This is a genomic window from Halomonas elongata, assembly GCF_029081005.1.
Lineage (GTDB): Bacteria > Pseudomonadota > Gammaproteobacteria > Pseudomonadales > Halomonadaceae > Halomonas > Halomonas elongata_B.
Map to the genome: position 1 here is coordinate 19,180 of NZ_JAJQTQ010000033.1, position 17,173 is coordinate 36,352.

Genomic DNA, 17,173 nt, shown 5'->3' on the forward strand with positions numbered 1-17,173 from the left:
CCAAAGCCTATGCCTGCCACTCCGAAGGCAACGAAGAGAAGGCGCAGCTCGTAAGAAAGATCCGACATCGCCAGTGACCAAGCGATGAGCACACAGCCGCCGAAAAGCATGACGTCCTTGCCGTGCGATGTACCGCTGGGTGAATCAGCGTCCAGGTAACAGGTGTCCAACAAGACACCCGACATTCAGCGTTAGGTATCGTTGCGCTCTGAGGACTCGTTTGACGAAGCCCCATCGGGACGCTCCACAAAACGCACGTTCTGGGTCGGTGCGTGCGCGTAGGCGTTGACGTCTTCGGGCTCGGCGGTATAGCTGTCCTCATAGCCCGGCACCGATTGGGCCATCAGATCGGGGCGGCTGCCCCAGGGGGCGGCGTTCACTTTCTCATGATGTTCCCACCGCAGGCGTGTCAGTTCCTTTTCATCCACGCTGGCGTAGAGATCTCGCCAGTACGTTGCCGGGCGGCCACGCTTGCCAGCTTCATCGAAGGCCCGGGTGGTCGGGTCGAGATGGCGAAACGGCTCCAGGCGGGGAATGTCCGGCAGCGGCTGGCTGACGTCCATGAAGCGGCTCAGCATGTCCCACATGGCATAGCGCTCGGCGATACTGCCGGTATCGGTGGGGAAGGTAAATTCCAACGGCAAGCCACTGCGCTTGTCCTTGCTGAACTGCGGATAGCGGTGGCGCACCTTGAGGGTATGGCGCTGATTGCCCTTCATATCCGCCGCCATCTCGATGAAGGCATCGAACTCGTAGAAGGGAAAGTTGCCCTGAAAGCTCTTGACCAGGCCGGAACGGCGGCAGAAGGCGACGTCGTCCGACCATTTCTGGTTACTCTTGTAAAAACGAATACTGTACTTCTCAAACAACACCTTAAATATAGTGGCCAATCCACAAGCTGCAAAAACTGTTAGTGGGACTGACGCCAGCTCAAGAAAAGATCCACTTCCTGGATGCAAAACCTCGCCAACAACAACAATCAACAACAACACGAAAGCTATTGCTGAAATAAACCACCCCCCCCTTTCTACCCCCTGGCCCAATAAAACTAAGGAGGTGCGTCCAAAAAATAAACCAGAAACGGAAGAAGCGATAGATCAGGCCGACATCTTCATCAACAATTTTTGACCAACGCAATTCGTTCAGGTGATTGAAATCATGAAAATCCTGCTCCCCCATATATTCGTAGTCACGATACCAGGCCTCCGCATACTCATATTCGAACTCTGAGGGATTGACGCCGATATAATGCCCCCAGGGCAGACGCGCCATATCGAAGGCGTCACCCAGCTTGCTGAGCGTGCCCTTGGGCGGCGGCGGGGCCTGGCGGGGGATACGCTCGGCCGTGAAGGCTGTCTCCTCGTACCCTTCTTGTTCTTCCGGCTGCGCAGCGTCGCTCATGTCCTGCCTCCTTGCTTGTTCCAACGCCAGGTCAGGCTCGTCGGCTGCGCCAGCAGACTGACTTGGTCGTTCAATGCTCGATGTTTGCGCTCGGCGGGATCCCAGTAGTCGATGGTTCCCTCGCCCGCCACATCTTCCAGGCTGAGGCGTACCAGAGGCTCCCCTCGATGGTAGGCATTTTGAAACTCGGGCTCATGGTGGAAGCTTGCCCGGTTGGCCGCGAGCCAGTCGGCGGGCACATCGCCGAATCCCGGCACCCTGGGCACGCCCATGCGGTGCCACTGCTCAGACAACCGCAGGCCAAGATAGCGTACTCCGGCCTCCTCGGGATCTCGGCGATCGGCTTCCACCAGGAGCCGACGCCGATCCATGGGTGCATACTGATAGGTGAACCGTCTATCCGGCACCGGCGCCGAATAGTCGGCCATCAGGTTCGGGATAGGCAAGGAGAACTCCCCGAACTGCAAGGCGGGGCAGGTCAACCGCAGGGCGATATCGCAGTCACGGAAAGTCGGATCGACATCAACCAGCCCTCCGGGCGTCACCAGCTCGAAGTGTGCATGAAAGAGCCCTTGCAATAGCTGGAAATAGGCTGCTTCGGGCGATGCCGAGCGGAGAGAAGCAAGGTAATCGCGCTTGTCCGCCTGACGCACATCATCTTCGGCATTCTCGGCAAGTCCCTCGAGTCGGCCGCCCAACTCATCCTGCTCATGCCCGAAGGGCCCATAGCGTACCCAGAGGGAAAAGCGGTCATCACGGGCATTGGTGGCCATAGCCTGGCAGACCAGCGCCACCCCGAGGCTGACCAACATCACCGGTACCGGCCGCGGCGTGCCTACCAGACCCAGCAGGCCGTTCAGGAAGCGATTGCGTACCAGATTCATCCTGGCGACGTTCGCCAACCCCTGACCATAGCCGGAGCCCACATAGCTACCCACGGCAATCGCTCCACTGGCGCCCGCCGTCCACCAGGCCGATTCTGTCAGCCCTCGTTGATAGAGCTGATAAGCATCGATAGCCACCAGTGTTGCCGTAAAGAGCCCAGCACCAAAGGCCATTCCCCCTCGAACCTGGCCGGCCTGGCCCATGGCTTCTTTCCATCCCGGCCTTGTAATAAAGCGTATATCAAGAAACTGATTGGCCTGAACGGCCCAGCCCCAGCGGACATTGGCCAGCTTTAGACCCTGCGCCGTAAGCAGAGTGGCATCGAGAAGCGCACTACCGACTTTAGTAATATCCAGCCGACTCCTGTTTTCATCAAAGGCATCTGGAACATTGTCGTAAAGATTCCATAGTTCCAGCACCACCAACCCCGACCAGAGCCCGATATAGCCGCTCTGGGTCCAGCGGTAGGTCTGCTCGCTGGTCACCTGTCCGGATATCCGCTGCGGCTGAGCGGTAGCGGAGGAACTGGCCACCGCTTCGCCGCCCAGCGCATTATTCACCGAGGCAGCCTGAAGGGCGATGCCCCCCTGGGCCATCTCCTCGAACAGCGGGCGGACGTCATCGGGCAACATCATCATGATACGCCCCTCCTGGCCGGTCACCCGAATGGGCAGGCCACCCATCATCGCTCCCTTGAGATCGGCGAGATCCGTGGCCAGCGTCAGGGTGATCCGCCGCTCGCCCAGCTTGTTGCGCGACCAGGCATTGAGCAAACCGGGTAGCACGGCGGTCGCCATGGATTCCGTGCCATTCAGGGCCGTGCGCACCTGGCTCATGGCCAGCCCGAGATAGCCGGCCTCCTCGTCGAGGCGCTGCTGGTGGGCGATCAATGCATCGCCCGTCGGTGTGGCTACGTCACCCGCCTGGTCGGCCACCCGGGTACCCCCCTGGGTGATCTTCGTCAGGTTGCGGGCATAGGCCGCGCCCCAGTCGTCGTCTTCCCGATGCTCGGGCGCGAACAGCAGATAGGCCAGGGGGTGCGACGCCTCGATAAACAGCGCATCCAGCGCCTGGCGACACCTGTCCAGGGCTCGCAGCGGTTCGAGGTCCCCGGGGGTGGCCTTGGGATCGAGACAGTCCATACCCGCCATCAGCGGCTCGAGGCATCGCGACAGCCAGGCATAGGGTTCGAGGTGATTGAGGTCGTCGAACGGCATGGCATCGCGCAGCGCGACGCCGAAAGCCCCGGGCGAGGCATCGTCGAGCATCTCGACCAGCGATGTCAGTCGCTCGTCGATGCGCAGGCGCACCAGGCGACGCTCCTCTTCCTTGGTCAAGCGGGCAAACAGGCTCTCTCGGGAACGATCGAGGCGGCGGTCGAACCACCCGTCGAGATAGACCGAGTTCTCCTCGCCACCGGGACCGTATGGCATGAAGCAGTTGGCCAGCACCAGCTCCGCCGATTTGCCATGGGGATGGTATTTCATGCCCTCGGAGAGCACCCAGAGCAGCTCCTGGCTCGCCTGGATGTCGCCGATCAACTGGTCGACTGCCAGCTTCGGGTCGCGCAGGAAGATCGCGCACAGCTGCTGGTCCTTGAGGGGCGCCAGGACATCCTCACCACTCTCCGGTGCCGGGATCAAGGCGAGCGAGGCATCGTCGGCACGGTCCTCGTCGCTGCGGTGAGCGTTGTTCCACTGCTGCACCAGGGTCGTCCGCAGGGCCGGTGCGAAGTCCCGCTGGCGGCGGCGCATATCGAGTTCCGGGCCCGTGGCCTCTTGTTCGTCGGACTCGAAGAAGGCCCGCTCCGCCTGCAACTGCTGGACAAGCCCTGCCCACTGCTCGCCCGAGACATCTTCCAGATAATCGCGGGCACTGCCTCGGGCCTGCTCGTAGAGCGGATCGCGCTCGCGCATGGGTGGCAGCCATTCCAGGGCCACCTTGCCCTGCGTCTCATCGCGGCCCATCTCCAGGCCATATTCATACTGATTGCGCAGGTGGCCATCCAGCATGGCCGCCACGGCGGTGGTGTTCAGTGGCAACGGCTGGGCACGCTGCTCGATGCGCGTCGGCTCGGCTTCGAGTTCGTTGACATGCGCCCAGGGCCAGGGGTGATCCGAATAGGCCAGGCGCACGTCGGCGGCCTCGCCATCCAGCCGCAACGGCAAGTGCAGGCTGGCCAGTTCCGGCCCGGTATACTCGCGAACCACCGGGACCTCGCCCTGTTGGCGGTAGCCCGCCACATCGCTATCGATAAAGACCGGCGCCTTGCCTGATTCGACGCGAATGGCCAGCTCACGGATCAGGCGTCCGTCGAGGAACACGTACAGAAAGCCACCACGACAAGGGCCGGCGGCGGTCTCCTCGTGATCCAGGTGCTGCATCGGCACGCAGGAGACCATCAGGTGGTGCTGAAAGTCTCGCCGCTTGGGGACGAGCCCGGTCCGGGTAACCTCGCCCCTGGGCAACAGTTCGATCTCGATGTCGCCGACGCACTGCACAAGGCGAACATCGGCCAGCTCGTCTTCCAGGTATTCGTCGGCAGTCTCGACGATGGGTCCGTGGCGCCCCTCGGAGGCACTATCTTCGGCCAGCGCTTCGACGCGTTGATCGTCCCGATAGAGCACATAGGTATTCTGATCATTGTCGTCGTGACGCCCGGTGATTTCGAGATAGAGCTTGCGGGGACGGCAGGCGTGATTCGATGACATTCCCTGTTTCCTCATTCCCTGATGGCCTGCTAGCCAGTGGATACCAGCCGTTGCATGCGATCGCGAAATTCGCGCAGCGATGCGGCGTCGCGGTGGGCCTCGGCCAGCGCCTCGGCGGCTTTGCGCACCGGCCAGCGTTGCTCGGCCGCGCCGTGCCAATAGCGTTCCAGCTCTCGCCACAGCGCGGAGATGCTGTCGTCATCCCCGAACAACCCATGGCGGTCCAGCGCCTCGGCCAGCACCGGCATGAGCCGCGTCAGCTGCTGGAGTCCGGACAGACGCGCTACCGTTTCCGCCGTGAGCGTCACCGGCAAGGGCGCGCTGCCCGCCTCGGCCTGGCCCGACGCGGCGGACTCGAATAGCCAGCCGTCATGGCATCGGCAGATCGGCCAATGCCAGCGCGAACCGCTGACGAGCATGGCAGACCGGTGGGCCCGGCCCAGCAGCCCCTCTCCCAACAGGAGATGCAGCGCCATCGGCTCGTGAAAGCGCCATAGCCCCTCGCCCTCCGGCTCGAGTCGTGCCGTGACGAAGCCGGCCAGGTGCGCCTGCATATCTCCGATCGACAGGGGGCTATCGATGACCACCGTCGCCAGACCGTCCCAGGCTTCCAGCCGCTCGGCCAGGAACGCCGGCACCTCGGTCACGTCCAGCAGGACCGGACCGGCATCCTTCAGTGCATCGTGGATCGTTCCCTCGTAGAGCCAGCGAAACTCGGGAGACTCTACCGCCTCGTAAAAACGACGCAATACCTCGTGCTCCGGCAGGCTGGCGGTTTCCACCAGCCAGTAACGCCGCCCTGCTGCCTCCGGCAGCCCCAACGAATAGCGCATCAACCCGACCTGTTACGACACGGGCAGTCCGCCAGGGGGCAACTGCCATCGGTCTGCTTCTGGCAGAGCTGCACGATGCTGGCCTCCTCGGCCGACGCCGACAGCAGGGCCTCGTGAGTAACGGGCGCAATCGCCTCGTGCACCTCCGGCTCGGCCTCCCCCGGCCGCAGCGGCGCCTGGGCGCCCTGCCCGGTGCCGCTGCCGGGGCTGCCGCCGGCGTTGATGCGCACACTGGGGCCGCCGATGGCTGGGCGTGCAGCCAGATCTGCTCCTGGTCGTGCTGATCCTCGAAACGCAGCTCGTTGAAGCCCTCGCCCTGGTGAGTCTGGGTGCGCAGCACGGTGCGCGTCTTGTGCGCCGGCAGTTCGTAGGGCGGCACGTTCACCGCATGGTGAGTGCGCCCGGTGATGACTGGCCTACCAGGTGATGCCTGCCGGAGTCTGGGTCAGCCGGTTGGTGAGCATAGTCCAGCCGCCGCTATTCAAACATCAGGGCACGCTACCGCCGGGGCGGGCGGCAGCGCGCCTTCCCTGGCGAGAGGGATAGGCACGACGTCCTTGCCGTGTTGTGCGTTTGATACACCAGCTGTCCGTCGATAATGAAAACGGTTTAGCTACAGCGCTGATGGCTGGTTTACGGCCACGTTTATCGAGCTGCCAAAATCGGTCAGGCTTCGACAAGCATGTTGTTGACGCCATCACCCTGCCCATCGCCTTACGCCATGGCGGCAGCCCGCTGTTCCCGATACGTTTCCATATCGATCTTGCCAAGCTGTGGCGTCAACCGGCACTGCTGCTGACCCCACGGATAGTCCATCTGGGCCTTGAGAAGTTCGGCGCCTTCACGCTCTTTCCAGGCCTCGATATCGAGATCACGCCAATAGCGAGGATCACGTCTTGTCTGGCGATCATGCTCCGCGGTCACCGGGTCGCGATACCGGAACGGCTCGAGCCGCGGCACGTCCGGCAACGGCTGAGAGACATCCATATAACGCTGCAACATGTCCCACTGCGCATGGACCTCCTGCTTGTGCATCACCGTCTAGCTGAATGACGTGTGGTGAAACTCCTTGCCCGTGTAGCGGTGCACCAGCATCAGCTTGTAGAACACACCGCCACGCTGCACCACACGCTCGACATAACCATCGAATTCAATAAAGGGGGCAACAAGGGGAATTTTCTTCTTCCCTTGGGCCATGCTGACAAGCCCAGTTTGGCGGTTGAATTCGCTACATCGATCCTCGGCGTAGCAATCAAAGCGTTGTTTGATAAAGGCCCATAATGGCTTAAACAGCCAAACTATTCCACTCATTATCCACTGGGTAGAAGTCGGCCCAAAAAGGCATACTAAAAACAAACCAAATGCAAAAACTGCCATCATTAAAAATGTAGCAAGGTACTCATTTTCAAAAAAATGCAACTTCTAAACCAGCCAAGAGAACAAGAAGAAGCAAAATAGAGAACCATATAAAAGGAACAGCCATGAGAAGAATGGATAATTCTGTTTGGCTCTTAAGAAACCGAATTCGTTGATGGCCCCACCACCAATTCTGGGATTGATAAAAATTCGGATCCTCATTTTCCTGATACTGCACCAATTCAGCATCGTCACAGAGCTGCTGGTAGGGGTTTATGTACGCGTAATCACCAAATGGAAGTAGATCCTCCCCTCTCCGCTCGCGGGCCTTTTGAGGTGCGGGCAGCGACGGAATGACCGCAGCGCGATAGGCATCCGTCTCATAGGGTGCTGTGTCAGAGCTCATAGTCGGATCTCTACCTCGGTGATCGACCAATAGGGTGTCGTGTCGTTATCAGTAAACAATGAGGTCACCATGTCCATCATCGGACTGCGTCTCCCGGTTTCGGCCTCGGGTGGCTGGCCGTGCCTGCCTTCTTGATAGGCCTCATACTCTTCCAGCGACGGGGTCGGCAGTACCATCGCTCCCACCTCGGTATCGATATGAGCCTGCACGGCCACTCTGAGTGCCCCATGACTGAATTTGTTGCCAAATATATCGACACTCCGCGAGGGCATCACGTCTCGACGCGCCAGAAAACGCACCGCACTCTGGTCAGGTAATACCTGGCGTTTCTCGACCCGGCGCAATTCCCGCACCTTGTCGACGAAAAGCGAGCTGGTGGCGCTATAGCCACCCAGACTACGAGGCACATCGGCCTTGTTATGCCGCGTCAACTGAGTGGCTCGGCATCGGCTGCCTTGGTGAAAGAATCGTCAATCAGGGATATCAAGGCGCCGCCAGGCGAAGAAGTGGTAGCCCCCGACCAGCATTGTCGCCTGCCGGTTGCGCTTCCGCTGTTCTTCGGGGCGTTTGTCATGCAACCCATAGGCAAACAGCAGTTCCACCTCCTCGGATAGCTCAGGTGGCGCCGTCTCGCGTGTCCAGCGCCACCAAGCCTCGGCCATAGTGTATTCCTGATCGAGCGTCTGTCGGGCATGACGTCGGGTCATGCCATCACTCGATAGAAATATGGCGCGGATCTGGCGGGCCTCCTGATCCACTTCTTCCAACCACCCCCATTGAGCTTCCAGGCGATCAAGGGCCTGCTCCGCCTCCGCGGCATCGGCTTCTATCTCGTGCCATTCATCAGAAGGGGTCGTAAGCGAAGCACGTGGTACACCCAAGACGCCACTGGGCGTGCGATCGGGCAGGGAATCGAGCCGGGCCCGGAGCGCCGCGCGAGTCGCCTGATGCTCCCGATAGCGATAAGCCAGCCAGACCAAATAGAGCTGAGCATGCTGCCGGAAGTGCGCCTCGGTGGGAGAAAGCGCACCATTGGACAACTGCTCATAATGACGACACAGTGCCACGAGCGAGTGGCCATCCACCTGGTCGTTCAACTCGAAGAGCCGTGACGTAGCAACGTCCTGCGCTTGTAGGTCTTCCAGGCTAGGAAAGGGGACGCCTGCTGTCATGGCATTGCGATACATACGATGGAGCGCCGCCACTGACAGCTCGGCACTGACCTTCTGCTCGTCGGGCTTCAGGCCACCACCAATATCCTCGCTGATCCCGGGCTGGAGGACCTCTCGCCAGTTATCCTGTAACGGCCCAAGGGGGCGACAGCGGCGATAGAAACGCCGCTCATGAGCGGCAATCAGATGCAATGCCCGACGGCAGCCTGGATGGAGCGAGCCGCCATCATCGAGAACGGGCGTCAGCGGGAGAAACCAGTCCACGGGGCCAAGCTCGGGGTGCGTGCGATCGACGCAGTCGAAGAGCCCGGCGAAGACGATCTGTACCTCGGCGCCTTCATAGCGATAACATTCGCCCTCACGCTCGCAGACCTCCTCCAGCAACTCGCGCACGAAGGCCTTGGCCAGGGCGGCGCCGAAATCGAAGCCGAATACCGCGATGCGAATGACTCCCAACTTTAGCTGACTCTCTCCTTGGACACGGCCAATAGTATCTTGAAATTGATCCGTGGCCGATGCCAGTCGTGTAGACGTCCCGCTCATCAGCAAATTGGCCGTGACCGGATGGTCACGAATTGGACTAAAGACCTCGGCACCAGTGCGAATGGTTGCATCCCGAGCACTCTTGACCCACTCCCAAGGTTTGGTCAGTGACGCCTTCCAGGAGCGGCCGAAGACCTCCCACCAATGGCCCTGCTGACCATCCTGAAGCGCCGTCTCGGCCACGGCGCCCAGGGTGTTGGTGCCGATATGTCCGGTAACGGCGGTATCCATATCATCAGGGGCACGCTGCAGAGCGCCTGCGAGACCTTCCTCCAACCCAGCTTCATATGGTGTGCCCAGGCCGGAGAAATACAGTCTGCGAAACGCATAGCCAAGACGGTCTTGTCCCTTATCGGGAAACGCAGAAAATAATCGGCCGATATTGCTAACGCGTTCTTCGCGTAGATCTTGCTCCAGATGACGCCCCATGCCATCGAAGAAAAAGCCAATTTCCAGGGTTAATCGGCAGTCAGCACCGATGCCCGAGGACGGGTGATCTTCTGTACGTGCATTGAACGCCTGACAGCGCTCCAGGGTATCTTGATCAATCATCGAGCTTCTCTCTCTTGATCAGAGCGTTCCTCATAAGGTGAGAAAAGATCAGGGCTCCATCCCAGCTTGACCTGATTATCGGGCAAGAAATGCACATGAAGATAGCGATCCTCCCGCGTGCGCTCCGGCATCGGCAGCGTCATGCTATGACGCTCCTGCTCCATGCCCTGCTCTTGCTGTGCTCTCGACATGCTGAGGATCCAAACCACTTCGGCGGTGTCACCCTCGAAGGACCAGCAGCAAGTAGTGCTTCCCCCTCCGTATGCGCCTAGATTCCCCCCCCAGTTATCGTTGACCCAATAGCTATAAATGGGTCTATCGATCTCACTATGCGCCGTTAAAATTCCGCCCGTGGGCATCCGCAGAAAGTTGTACCAGCCGATGTAAGCGAGCAGCGCCGCCACCCCTGCCACCTGAACCCAGACGGGCACGTCACGCAGCGCCCGTCGCATCATCCAGCGCACCAGCATGGTCAGGCCTCCTTCCGCGTTGGTTGGCCCATTATTCTTGGATATCCCCGCTCCATTCGCTCTGCCAAGGGCGAGCTAAAGCTCGGACTCCATACCAGTTCGACCCGGTTATCGGGAAGAAAATGTACGTGAAGATAATGATCTTCCCGGGTGCGCTCCGGCATAGGCAGTGTCACGCTATGGCGCTCTTGCTCCATGCCTTGCTCTTGTTGCGCCTTAGATATGCTGAGAATCCAAACCACTTCGGCAGTATCCCCAGAAAAGGACCAACAACAAGTCGTTTTTCCGCCATAAGGTCCTAAATTCCCCCCCCAATTATCGTTGACCCAATAGCTATAGATAGGCCTGTCTATATAACTATGACTCTGCAGAGTCCCTCCGGTAGGCATACGCAGAAAGTTATACCAACCGACGTAAGCGAGAATCACCAGCACGCCTACGACCAGAATCCAGGTAGGCACGCCTCGTAACACTCGCCGAAACAAACAGCGCACCAGCATGGTCAGTATTCCTCTCGCATTTGAAGGTACTCGAGCAGTGTTTTATCGCCGTATGCCGCCTGTTCAAGGCAGTGCCATATTGAATCGCTTTGCATGAAAGCCTCCCCTTTTTCCAACCAGAGATAGACATAGATCCTGCGATCCTCAGGGCGTGACAGCTTAGCTTCATCGGCAGCCAAAAGAGCATCGGCGACGCATCTTGGACGATCACATGGGCAAATATGCTTGAACAGCTCCGGAATCTCGCTCACGAGCTGTGCGGTCAATGCCGTGGCCTCAGTGTTTCCCTTGAGCGAATCCCACAGATGAGTATCACAGTCGAGCCGCCAGACATCATGCCTCGAGCCATCATCTGGCAACCCTGACAAGGCTTGCCACCCCGCTTCCTGTGCTGGGTACCACCAGCGTTCAATGCCATTGAAAAGATCCCGATACCAAGCCCATGAGTTCGCCCCATGGAGGGCCTGAATGAGCGATGGCAAATAGAAGCGCATTAGCCAGGTTTTACCCTCCGGCGATATCACGGTCATGGCTGGGGCCAGCTGGCGAGCTAACGAGTCGCCGGATTGGGGGCTTTCCACCCATGCCATCAGCCCGCATTCCATGCCATCCCAGGCTTGCTGCTCCCCCTCGCTATCGGGCAACGCCACCAGCCAAGGCCCCTCCCTGATCAAGTGCTCCTGCCGAGTGTCACGTATCAAGGGCCAATAATACCCATCGGCGGCTTCGATCAATGCTGTCCGGGTCTCCCGAGGCAGCTCTCCCATCTCTATCAAGGCATATCGATTGCTGTCAGAGACCCCGATATTTCTCCAGGTATTGGGTCTTAACACCCTCTTCATGTCCCATCCCCCGGTATCATAGACTGCCCCTCGGCGAGAGCCTTCTTCCAGCACTCCTCGCATACGTCAGGCGGCACTAACGTGGAAGCCAATGTGGCCTCGCGCTGACCGGGTTCGATTCGCTCGTGATGCTCGGCTTCGGCCTTGCCTGGCCGCAGCGGCGCCTGGGCGCCCTGCCCGGTGCCGCTGCCGGGGCTGCCGCCGGCGTTGATCTTGACGCTGGGGCCACCGATGGTGATGCCGCCGCCGTCGACCTTGAGAAAGCTACCGCCGGCGGCCAGGGTCAGTTCGCCGCCAGCCTCCATCACCACCTTCTGGCCGGCCTTGATATGCAGTTCGCGACCACTTTCGGATAGCCAGGCCTGACCGGCGCTCAGGTGCAGGCTGCCGTCGATGGTCAGGTGCTGGGCGCCGGCGCTCTTCTCGCGCCGCTCGCCGTGCACGGTCAGGTGGTCGTCGCGGTCGAGCTCGCTGATGCGGTCGCGCTTGATCTTGAGGTCGCTGTCGCGGCGGATCTCCTCGGTGCGGTCGTTCTCGGTCAGCAGCTCCAGGTCCTTCTGGGCGTGCAGCCAGATCTGCTCCTGGTCGTGCTGGTCCTCGAAACGCAGCTCGTTGAAGCCCTCGCCCTGGTGAGTCTGGGTGCGCAGCACGGTGCGCGTCTTGTGCTCGGGCAGCGAGTACGGCGGGGTGTTCACCGCGTGGTGGGTGCGCCCGGTGATGATCGGTTGATCCGGATCGCCTTCCAGGAAGGAGACGATCACCTCGTGGCCGATCCGGGGGATGGCCTGGAAGCCATAACCACCCCCGGCCCAGCCCTGGCTGACGCGCAGCCAGGCGCTGGCGGTTTCATTCGGCTCGGCGTAGCGGTCCCAGGGGAACTGCACCTTGACCCGGCCGTGCGCGTCGCAATAGATCTCTTCGCCCTCGGGGCCCACTACAAAGGCCACCTGGGGGCCGTCGACCCGCGGCCTGGGCTCGGGTTCCGGGCGCCAGGCGGTGTCGTCCGGGGTCAGCGTCAGGGTGTTGTGGTAGCGGGTCATGCCGTCGGCCTGCACGGCATCTTCTTCCAGCGCCTGGGGCTGCTCGCCCTCGTGCTTGATCGTGATGATCTGCCAGCCGCGGTTGAGCTCGCCCACGTCGTGGTCGGCCAGGGTGAAGCGCGTGCCCGGGGCCAGTTCGGGCAGGTCGCTCTCGCCGGCCAGCGTCAGGGCGTCGTGGCGCAGGTGCTCCAGGCGGTGGCGGGTGAAGGCCTGGCCCGAGGCGTCGGCCTTGTAGCGGCCCGGGTAGTCATAGTGTTCGTAGTCCGACCGCTGGCTGTGCTGCTCCAGCCCCTGGCCCTGATGGTCGTGGAGCTGGGCGTAGGCGGGCTGCTTGAACGAATAGTCCTTGAGCTGGGCACGCGCCGGGCGCACCCGGGCGGTCTGGGTCAGCCGACGCAGGTGACGCTGCGACGGCGTGCCGCCGGCGCGATGGTGGTAGGGGCGCTCGCCGAGGGCCGCGAGCACCTGGGGATCGTCGGCGAACACCAGCCGGTGGGCGCCACCCTCGACATCCTCGAACTCATGGAAGTAGAACAGCCCCTCCTCGGCGGCCAGGCGCTCGATGAAGTCGAGGTCGGTCTCGCGGTACTGCACGCAGTACTCGCGCTCGGCGGGCTCGCGGGTCACCGCGAAGGCCACATCGGTCAGGCCGCGTTCCTCGCACAGGGTGTTGATGATGGTCAGCGGCGAGACCCGCTGGAAGATCCGCGCGTTGTGGCGCAGCGAGAGCCGCCACAGCGCCGGGCGGATGACCACCTCGTAGTGGCTGCGGCGATGGCCGCGGTCGCCGCGGCCGAACTCGGCGACGATGCCGTGGACGCGGCGCCGGGCCACGCCGTCCTGCCACACGGTGAGGCTCGCCGGGCGGTCGAGCAGCGCCTCGGGCGAGAGGTCGCCGGCCCGGCTGGCGACGCGCACGTGAAGATGAAACGGCGACGACAGCGCCTCTTCATGGGTGAAGTCGATCACCGCCAGATCGGCCTCATCGGCACCGGTCAGGCTCAGGGTGAACTGCAATCCATTGGCCTGGGTCATGGCATCCCTCCTGGAGGCCGTATCCGTTCCTTGGGTCACCGGCCAGACATGGCCGGCAGCAGGGGGGTAGGTTACGCGAACAAGCCTTCAGCACAAGGCAGTGGCGACATGCGTCAGCGATCGCTGACAAGGCGTATCGGCAAACGTTGACGCATGCCGCCGCCAGGACCAGGGCCCTGACGGCGTGGACGATGCCCGCCGGCGCGAGCGTCGAAGAGGGCACCGTCGGCGACGCGAGGCCTCAGCCTTCGATCGGGGCGCGCCAGTCGTCGGAACCGGAAGTACCGGCGACGGTGTGCTCCCAGTCGATCTTGCGGTAGGCCAGGGAGACGTCCATCAGTTGAGTGAACTCGGACTTTTGCGAGTCCTGGGCGTGGGGCATGCGCAGGTTGATGTCGACGATGGTGGCATCGGTCAGGGTCGTGGTGAAGAAGTGTTCCTGCTTGCCCTCCACAGAGGTGCGGTACCACTTCAGCTCGACGTTGGGCAGCATTTCGCCGGAGGCCAGGGCGTTGTACAGCAGCGGCACGGCTTTGTTCAGGGCCACGGTGAAGATGAACGGCTTATGGGCACGCTGGCCGGAGGGCTGACCGGACTGCGGGTCGGTCGGTACGGTGACGATGTGCTTGAATTCCTGAACCAGCATCTCGTCTTCGTGGCCCTCGACGTAGATGTTGCCGACGGACTCGGGGGTGAAGGCACCGGCGGTGATGTTGCCCTGCGTCTGACCTTCGATGCTGATATAACATGGTGTTGGCATGAGTCGATTCCTTGACCGTGAATTCGCTGGGCGAATTTCGTTGAACGATTGGCGAATGTCCAAAGGACGCCCTGATAGGGGCACCTTTAGTGCCAACTCATGACATTTCCATTTAATTCAACAAGATACTGTCAATTTAAAACAAACGTAACGGACAAATCGAGCAAGATCTTGCCTGGAAGCGAGCAAGAAGTTGCCCAGCGGGCAAGATATTGCTCGACCTTTCGGGGTCATGGACTGCTTGTCACGATGATCTTGTGGATAACTTGACGGGCCGCCGGACAAGACGACCACCGGCTTCAAGCCGCGACCCCCACCCTACAAAGGGGTCAACTTGGCGAAGCCGAGCACGAGCCACTTGTCACCCTCTCCCTCGAAGCTGACCTGGACCCGGGCGCGCTCGCCCTCGCCTTCGGCGTTGAGGATCACACCCTCGCCGAAGACGGGATGACTGACGCGCTGGCCGAGTGACAGCGACGGTAGATCCGCGCCGCCTTCGACGCCGTTCTGCTGCAGGTTCGGCGTGGGGCGCGAGGTGGTGACGGGTCGCGAGATCTGGCCACGCAGCCTGACCTCTTCCATGAAGCCTTCGGGCACCTCGCGCAGGAAGCGCGAGGGCCGCTGGAAGGTTTCCTTGCCATGCAGCCGACGCAGCTCGGCATGGGTGAGGTAGAGTTTCTTCATGGCTCGCGTCATGCCGACGTAGCAGAGCCGCCGCTCCTCTTCGAGACGCCCGGGTTCTTCCATCGACATCTTGTGCGGGAAGAGGCCTTCCTCGACACCGGCCATGAATACCACGGGAAACTCCAGGCCCTTGGCCGAATGCAGCGTCATCAGCTGCACGCAATCCTCGAACTCGTCGGCTTCGTGATCGCCGGCATTGAGCGCTGCCTCGGCCAGGAAGGCTTCCAGAGCGGCCATGCCTTCGCCGGCTTCCACGCCTTCGAAGGCCTCGCTCTGGGTGAAGGCTTTGGCCGCCGTGACCAGTTCCTCCAGGTTTTCGACCCGAGCCTGGCCCTTCTCGCCCTTTTCGTTGCGGTGATGCTCGACGAGCCCGGTGCGTGCGTTGACGTGATCGATGATATCGTGGAGCGACAGCCCCGACGCCTCGTTGTCGAGCTGTTCGATCAGGTCGGCGAAGGCCTGCAACGACGAGACGGCACGACCTCGCAGGCTGCCGTCCGAGGTGGCATCGTGCAGGGCCTGCCAGAGCGAATCGCCGGTCTGGCGGGCCCGGTTGCGCAGGGTCTCGACCGTACGGGTACCGATGCCACGGGCCGGCACATTGATCACCCGCTCCAGGGAAGCGTCGTCGTCACGATTGAGCAGCAGGCGCAGATAGGCCAGGGCGTTCTTGATCTCCAGGCGCTCGTAGAAACGCTGGCCGCCATAGATCCGGTAAGGCACGCCCTGGCGAATCAGCGTCTCCTCGATGACCCGTGACTGCGCGTTGGAACGATAAAGAATGGCGATCTCGCGACGATTGACGCCTTCCTCGACGCGCTCGCGAATGGTGTCGACGATGTAACGCGCCTCGTCGAGGTCATTGAAGCCGCCATACACCGAGATGGGCTCGCCTCGGTCCCCTGCCGTCCACAACTCTTTGCCCATGCGTTCGGCGTTGTAGCGAATCAGGGCGTTGGCGGCATCGAGGATCACGCTGGTAGAGCGATAATTCTGCTCCAGGCGCACCAGCCTGGTGTCCGGGAATTCCTTTTCGAAGCGACGGATATTCTCGATGCGCGCCCCGCGCCAGCCATAGATCGACTGGTCGTCATCGCCGACCACGGTCATCGGCGTACGCATGCCGGTGAGCAGCTTCAGCCAGGCATACTGCAGCGTATTGGTGTCCTGGAACTCGTCGACCAGCACATGGCCGAAACGCTCCTGGTAGTGGGCCAGCAGGGCGGGATTGTCGCGCAGCAGCTCGAGGCTGCGCAGCAGCAGTTCGCCGAAATCGACCAGGCCGCCGCGTTCGCAGGTCAACTGATAACGCTCGTACAGCTCGACCATCTGCGACAGGTAGGCATCGCCATGGGCATCCACCTGATGGGGGCGCAAGCCCTCTTCCTTGCACCCCGAGATGAAGGACTGCACCTGACGCGGCGGGTAACGCTCGTCGTCGATGTTGTAATCCTTGAGCAGACGCTTGATGAGGCGAAGTTGGTCGTCGCTGTCGATGATCTGGAAATGCTGCGGCAAACGGGCATCCTGCCAGTGGGTGCGCAACAGGCGGTGGGCAATGGAATGGAAAGTGCCCACCCAGACATGTCGCAGCGAAATGCCCAGCAAGGCCTCGAGGCGCGTGCGCATCTCCCGGGCCGCCTTGTTGGTGAAGGTCACCGCCAGCACGGCGTAGGGCGAAAGCCCCTCGGCCTGCATCAGCCAGGCGATACGATGCACCAGAACCCGCGTCTTGCCCGAGCCCGCGCCGGCCAGTACCAGCATGTTGCCCTGGGGAGCACTGACGGCCTCGCGCTGGGCCGGATTCATTTGATCGAGGATCGCCGTGACGTCGTCCATGGGGAAGGCATCGCTGCTCGGAAAATGGAGCGACAGCTTACCATACGCTGGAAGCTGGAAGCTGGAAGCTGGACGCTGGACGCTGGACGCTGGACGCTGGACGCTGGACGCTGGACGCTGGACGCTGGACGCTGGACGCTGGAC

At 61.5% G+C, this 17,173-nt stretch carries 16 protein-coding genes and 1 pseudogene; all 17 read right to left on the reverse strand.

Features of this window, described 5'->3' with window-relative positions; translation table 11 throughout:
- Positions 1-191 precede the first annotated feature (191 nt).
- The 17 genes and pseudogenes from LU493_RS17495 to uvrD all read right to left on the reverse strand — a co-directional run bounded on the left by LU493_RS17495 (position 192) and on the right by uvrD (position 17,029).
- On the reverse strand, positions 192-992 hold the full coding sequence (locus tag LU493_RS17495; protein WP_275289092.1) for a hypothetical protein: 801 nt from the start codon (positions 990-992) through the stop codon (positions 192-194).
- A complete protein-coding gene (locus tag LU493_RS17500) occupies positions 931-1,401 on the reverse strand; it encodes a hypothetical protein (RefSeq protein WP_275289093.1) in 471 nt (156 codons plus the stop codon). The genes LU493_RS17495 and LU493_RS17500 overlap by 62 nt, the downstream gene beginning before the upstream one ends.
- The gene (locus tag LU493_RS17505) at positions 1,398-4,997 is read right to left on the reverse strand and encodes a hypothetical protein (protein WP_275289094.1); all 3,600 of its coding nucleotides are present in this window, start codon (positions 4,995-4,997) and stop codon (positions 1,398-1,400) included. Before LU493_RS17505 ends, LU493_RS17500 begins: the two co-directional genes overlap by 4 nt.
- A gap of 29 nt (positions 4,998-5,026) precedes the next feature.
- On the reverse strand, positions 5,027-5,830 hold the full coding sequence (locus LU493_RS17510; protein ID WP_275289095.1) for a DUF4123 domain-containing protein: 804 nt from the start codon (positions 5,828-5,830) through the stop codon (positions 5,027-5,029).
- The gene (locus LU493_RS20070; protein WP_428994582.1) at positions 5,830-6,060 is read right to left on the reverse strand and encodes a hypothetical protein; all 231 of its coding nucleotides are present in this window, start codon (positions 6,058-6,060) and stop codon (positions 5,830-5,832) included. The genes LU493_RS17510 and LU493_RS20070 overlap by 1 nt, the downstream gene beginning before the upstream one ends.
- Before the next feature lie 17 nt (positions 6,061-6,077).
- Positions 6,078-6,248: pseudogene (locus tag LU493_RS20075) on the reverse strand (bacteriophage T4 gp5 trimerisation domain-containing protein); the annotation flags it as partial.
- Between the two features lie 296 nt (positions 6,249-6,544).
- Positions 6,545-6,832, reverse strand: a complete 288-nt coding sequence (locus LU493_RS17520; RefSeq protein WP_275289096.1) for a hypothetical protein — start codon at positions 6,830-6,832, stop codon at positions 6,545-6,547.
- 39 nt (positions 6,833-6,871) lie between these two features.
- Positions 6,872-7,249, reverse strand: coding sequence for a hypothetical protein (locus tag LU493_RS17525; RefSeq protein ID WP_275289097.1), 378 nt, complete (start codon positions 7,247-7,249; stop codon positions 6,872-6,874).
- Positions 7,236-7,592, reverse strand: coding sequence for a hypothetical protein (locus LU493_RS17530; protein ID WP_275289098.1), 357 nt, complete (start codon positions 7,590-7,592; stop codon positions 7,236-7,238). Before LU493_RS17530 ends, LU493_RS17525 begins: the two co-directional genes overlap by 14 nt.
- Positions 7,589-8,023 (reverse strand): hypothetical protein, encoded by a 435-nt coding sequence (locus tag LU493_RS17535; protein WP_275289099.1) that lies wholly within the window; start codon positions 8,021-8,023, stop codon positions 7,589-7,591. Before LU493_RS17535 ends, LU493_RS17530 begins: the two co-directional genes overlap by 4 nt.
- A gap of 39 nt (positions 8,024-8,062) precedes the next feature.
- Positions 8,063-9,859, reverse strand: coding sequence for a phospholipase effector Tle1 domain-containing protein (locus LU493_RS17540; RefSeq protein WP_275289100.1), 1,797 nt, complete (start codon positions 9,857-9,859; stop codon positions 8,063-8,065).
- Positions 9,856-10,329: a DUF3304 domain-containing protein gene (locus tag LU493_RS17545; RefSeq protein ID WP_275289101.1), complete on the reverse strand. Its 474-nt coding sequence runs from the start codon at positions 10,327-10,329 to the stop codon at positions 9,856-9,858. Before LU493_RS17545 ends, LU493_RS17540 begins: the two co-directional genes overlap by 4 nt.
- A 2-nt stretch (positions 10,330-10,331) precedes the next feature.
- Positions 10,332-10,829 (reverse strand): DUF3304 domain-containing protein, encoded by a 498-nt coding sequence (locus tag LU493_RS17550; protein ID WP_343076102.1) that lies wholly within the window; start codon positions 10,827-10,829, stop codon positions 10,332-10,334.
- A gap of 2 nt (positions 10,830-10,831) precedes the next feature.
- Positions 10,832-11,671 (reverse strand): DUF4123 domain-containing protein, encoded by an 840-nt coding sequence (locus tag LU493_RS17555; RefSeq protein WP_275289102.1) that lies wholly within the window; start codon positions 11,669-11,671, stop codon positions 10,832-10,834.
- The gene (locus LU493_RS17560; RefSeq protein ID WP_275289103.1) at positions 11,668-13,746 is read right to left on the reverse strand and encodes a type VI secretion system Vgr family protein; all 2,079 of its coding nucleotides are present in this window, start codon (positions 13,744-13,746) and stop codon (positions 11,668-11,670) included. The genes LU493_RS17555 and LU493_RS17560 overlap by 4 nt, the downstream gene beginning before the upstream one ends.
- A gap of 241 nt (positions 13,747-13,987) precedes the next feature.
- Entirely contained in the window at positions 13,988-14,506 is a 519-nt protein-coding gene (locus tag LU493_RS17565; protein WP_275289104.1) for an Hcp family type VI secretion system effector, read from the reverse strand.
- 318 nt (positions 14,507-14,824) lie between these two features.
- Positions 14,825-17,029 carry a DNA helicase II gene (gene uvrD / locus LU493_RS17570; RefSeq protein WP_275289105.1) on the reverse strand — a complete coding sequence of 735 codons (2,205 nt, stop codon included), beginning with the start codon at positions 17,027-17,029 and terminating at the stop codon, positions 14,825-14,827.
- Positions 17,030-17,173 lie beyond the last annotated feature (144 nt).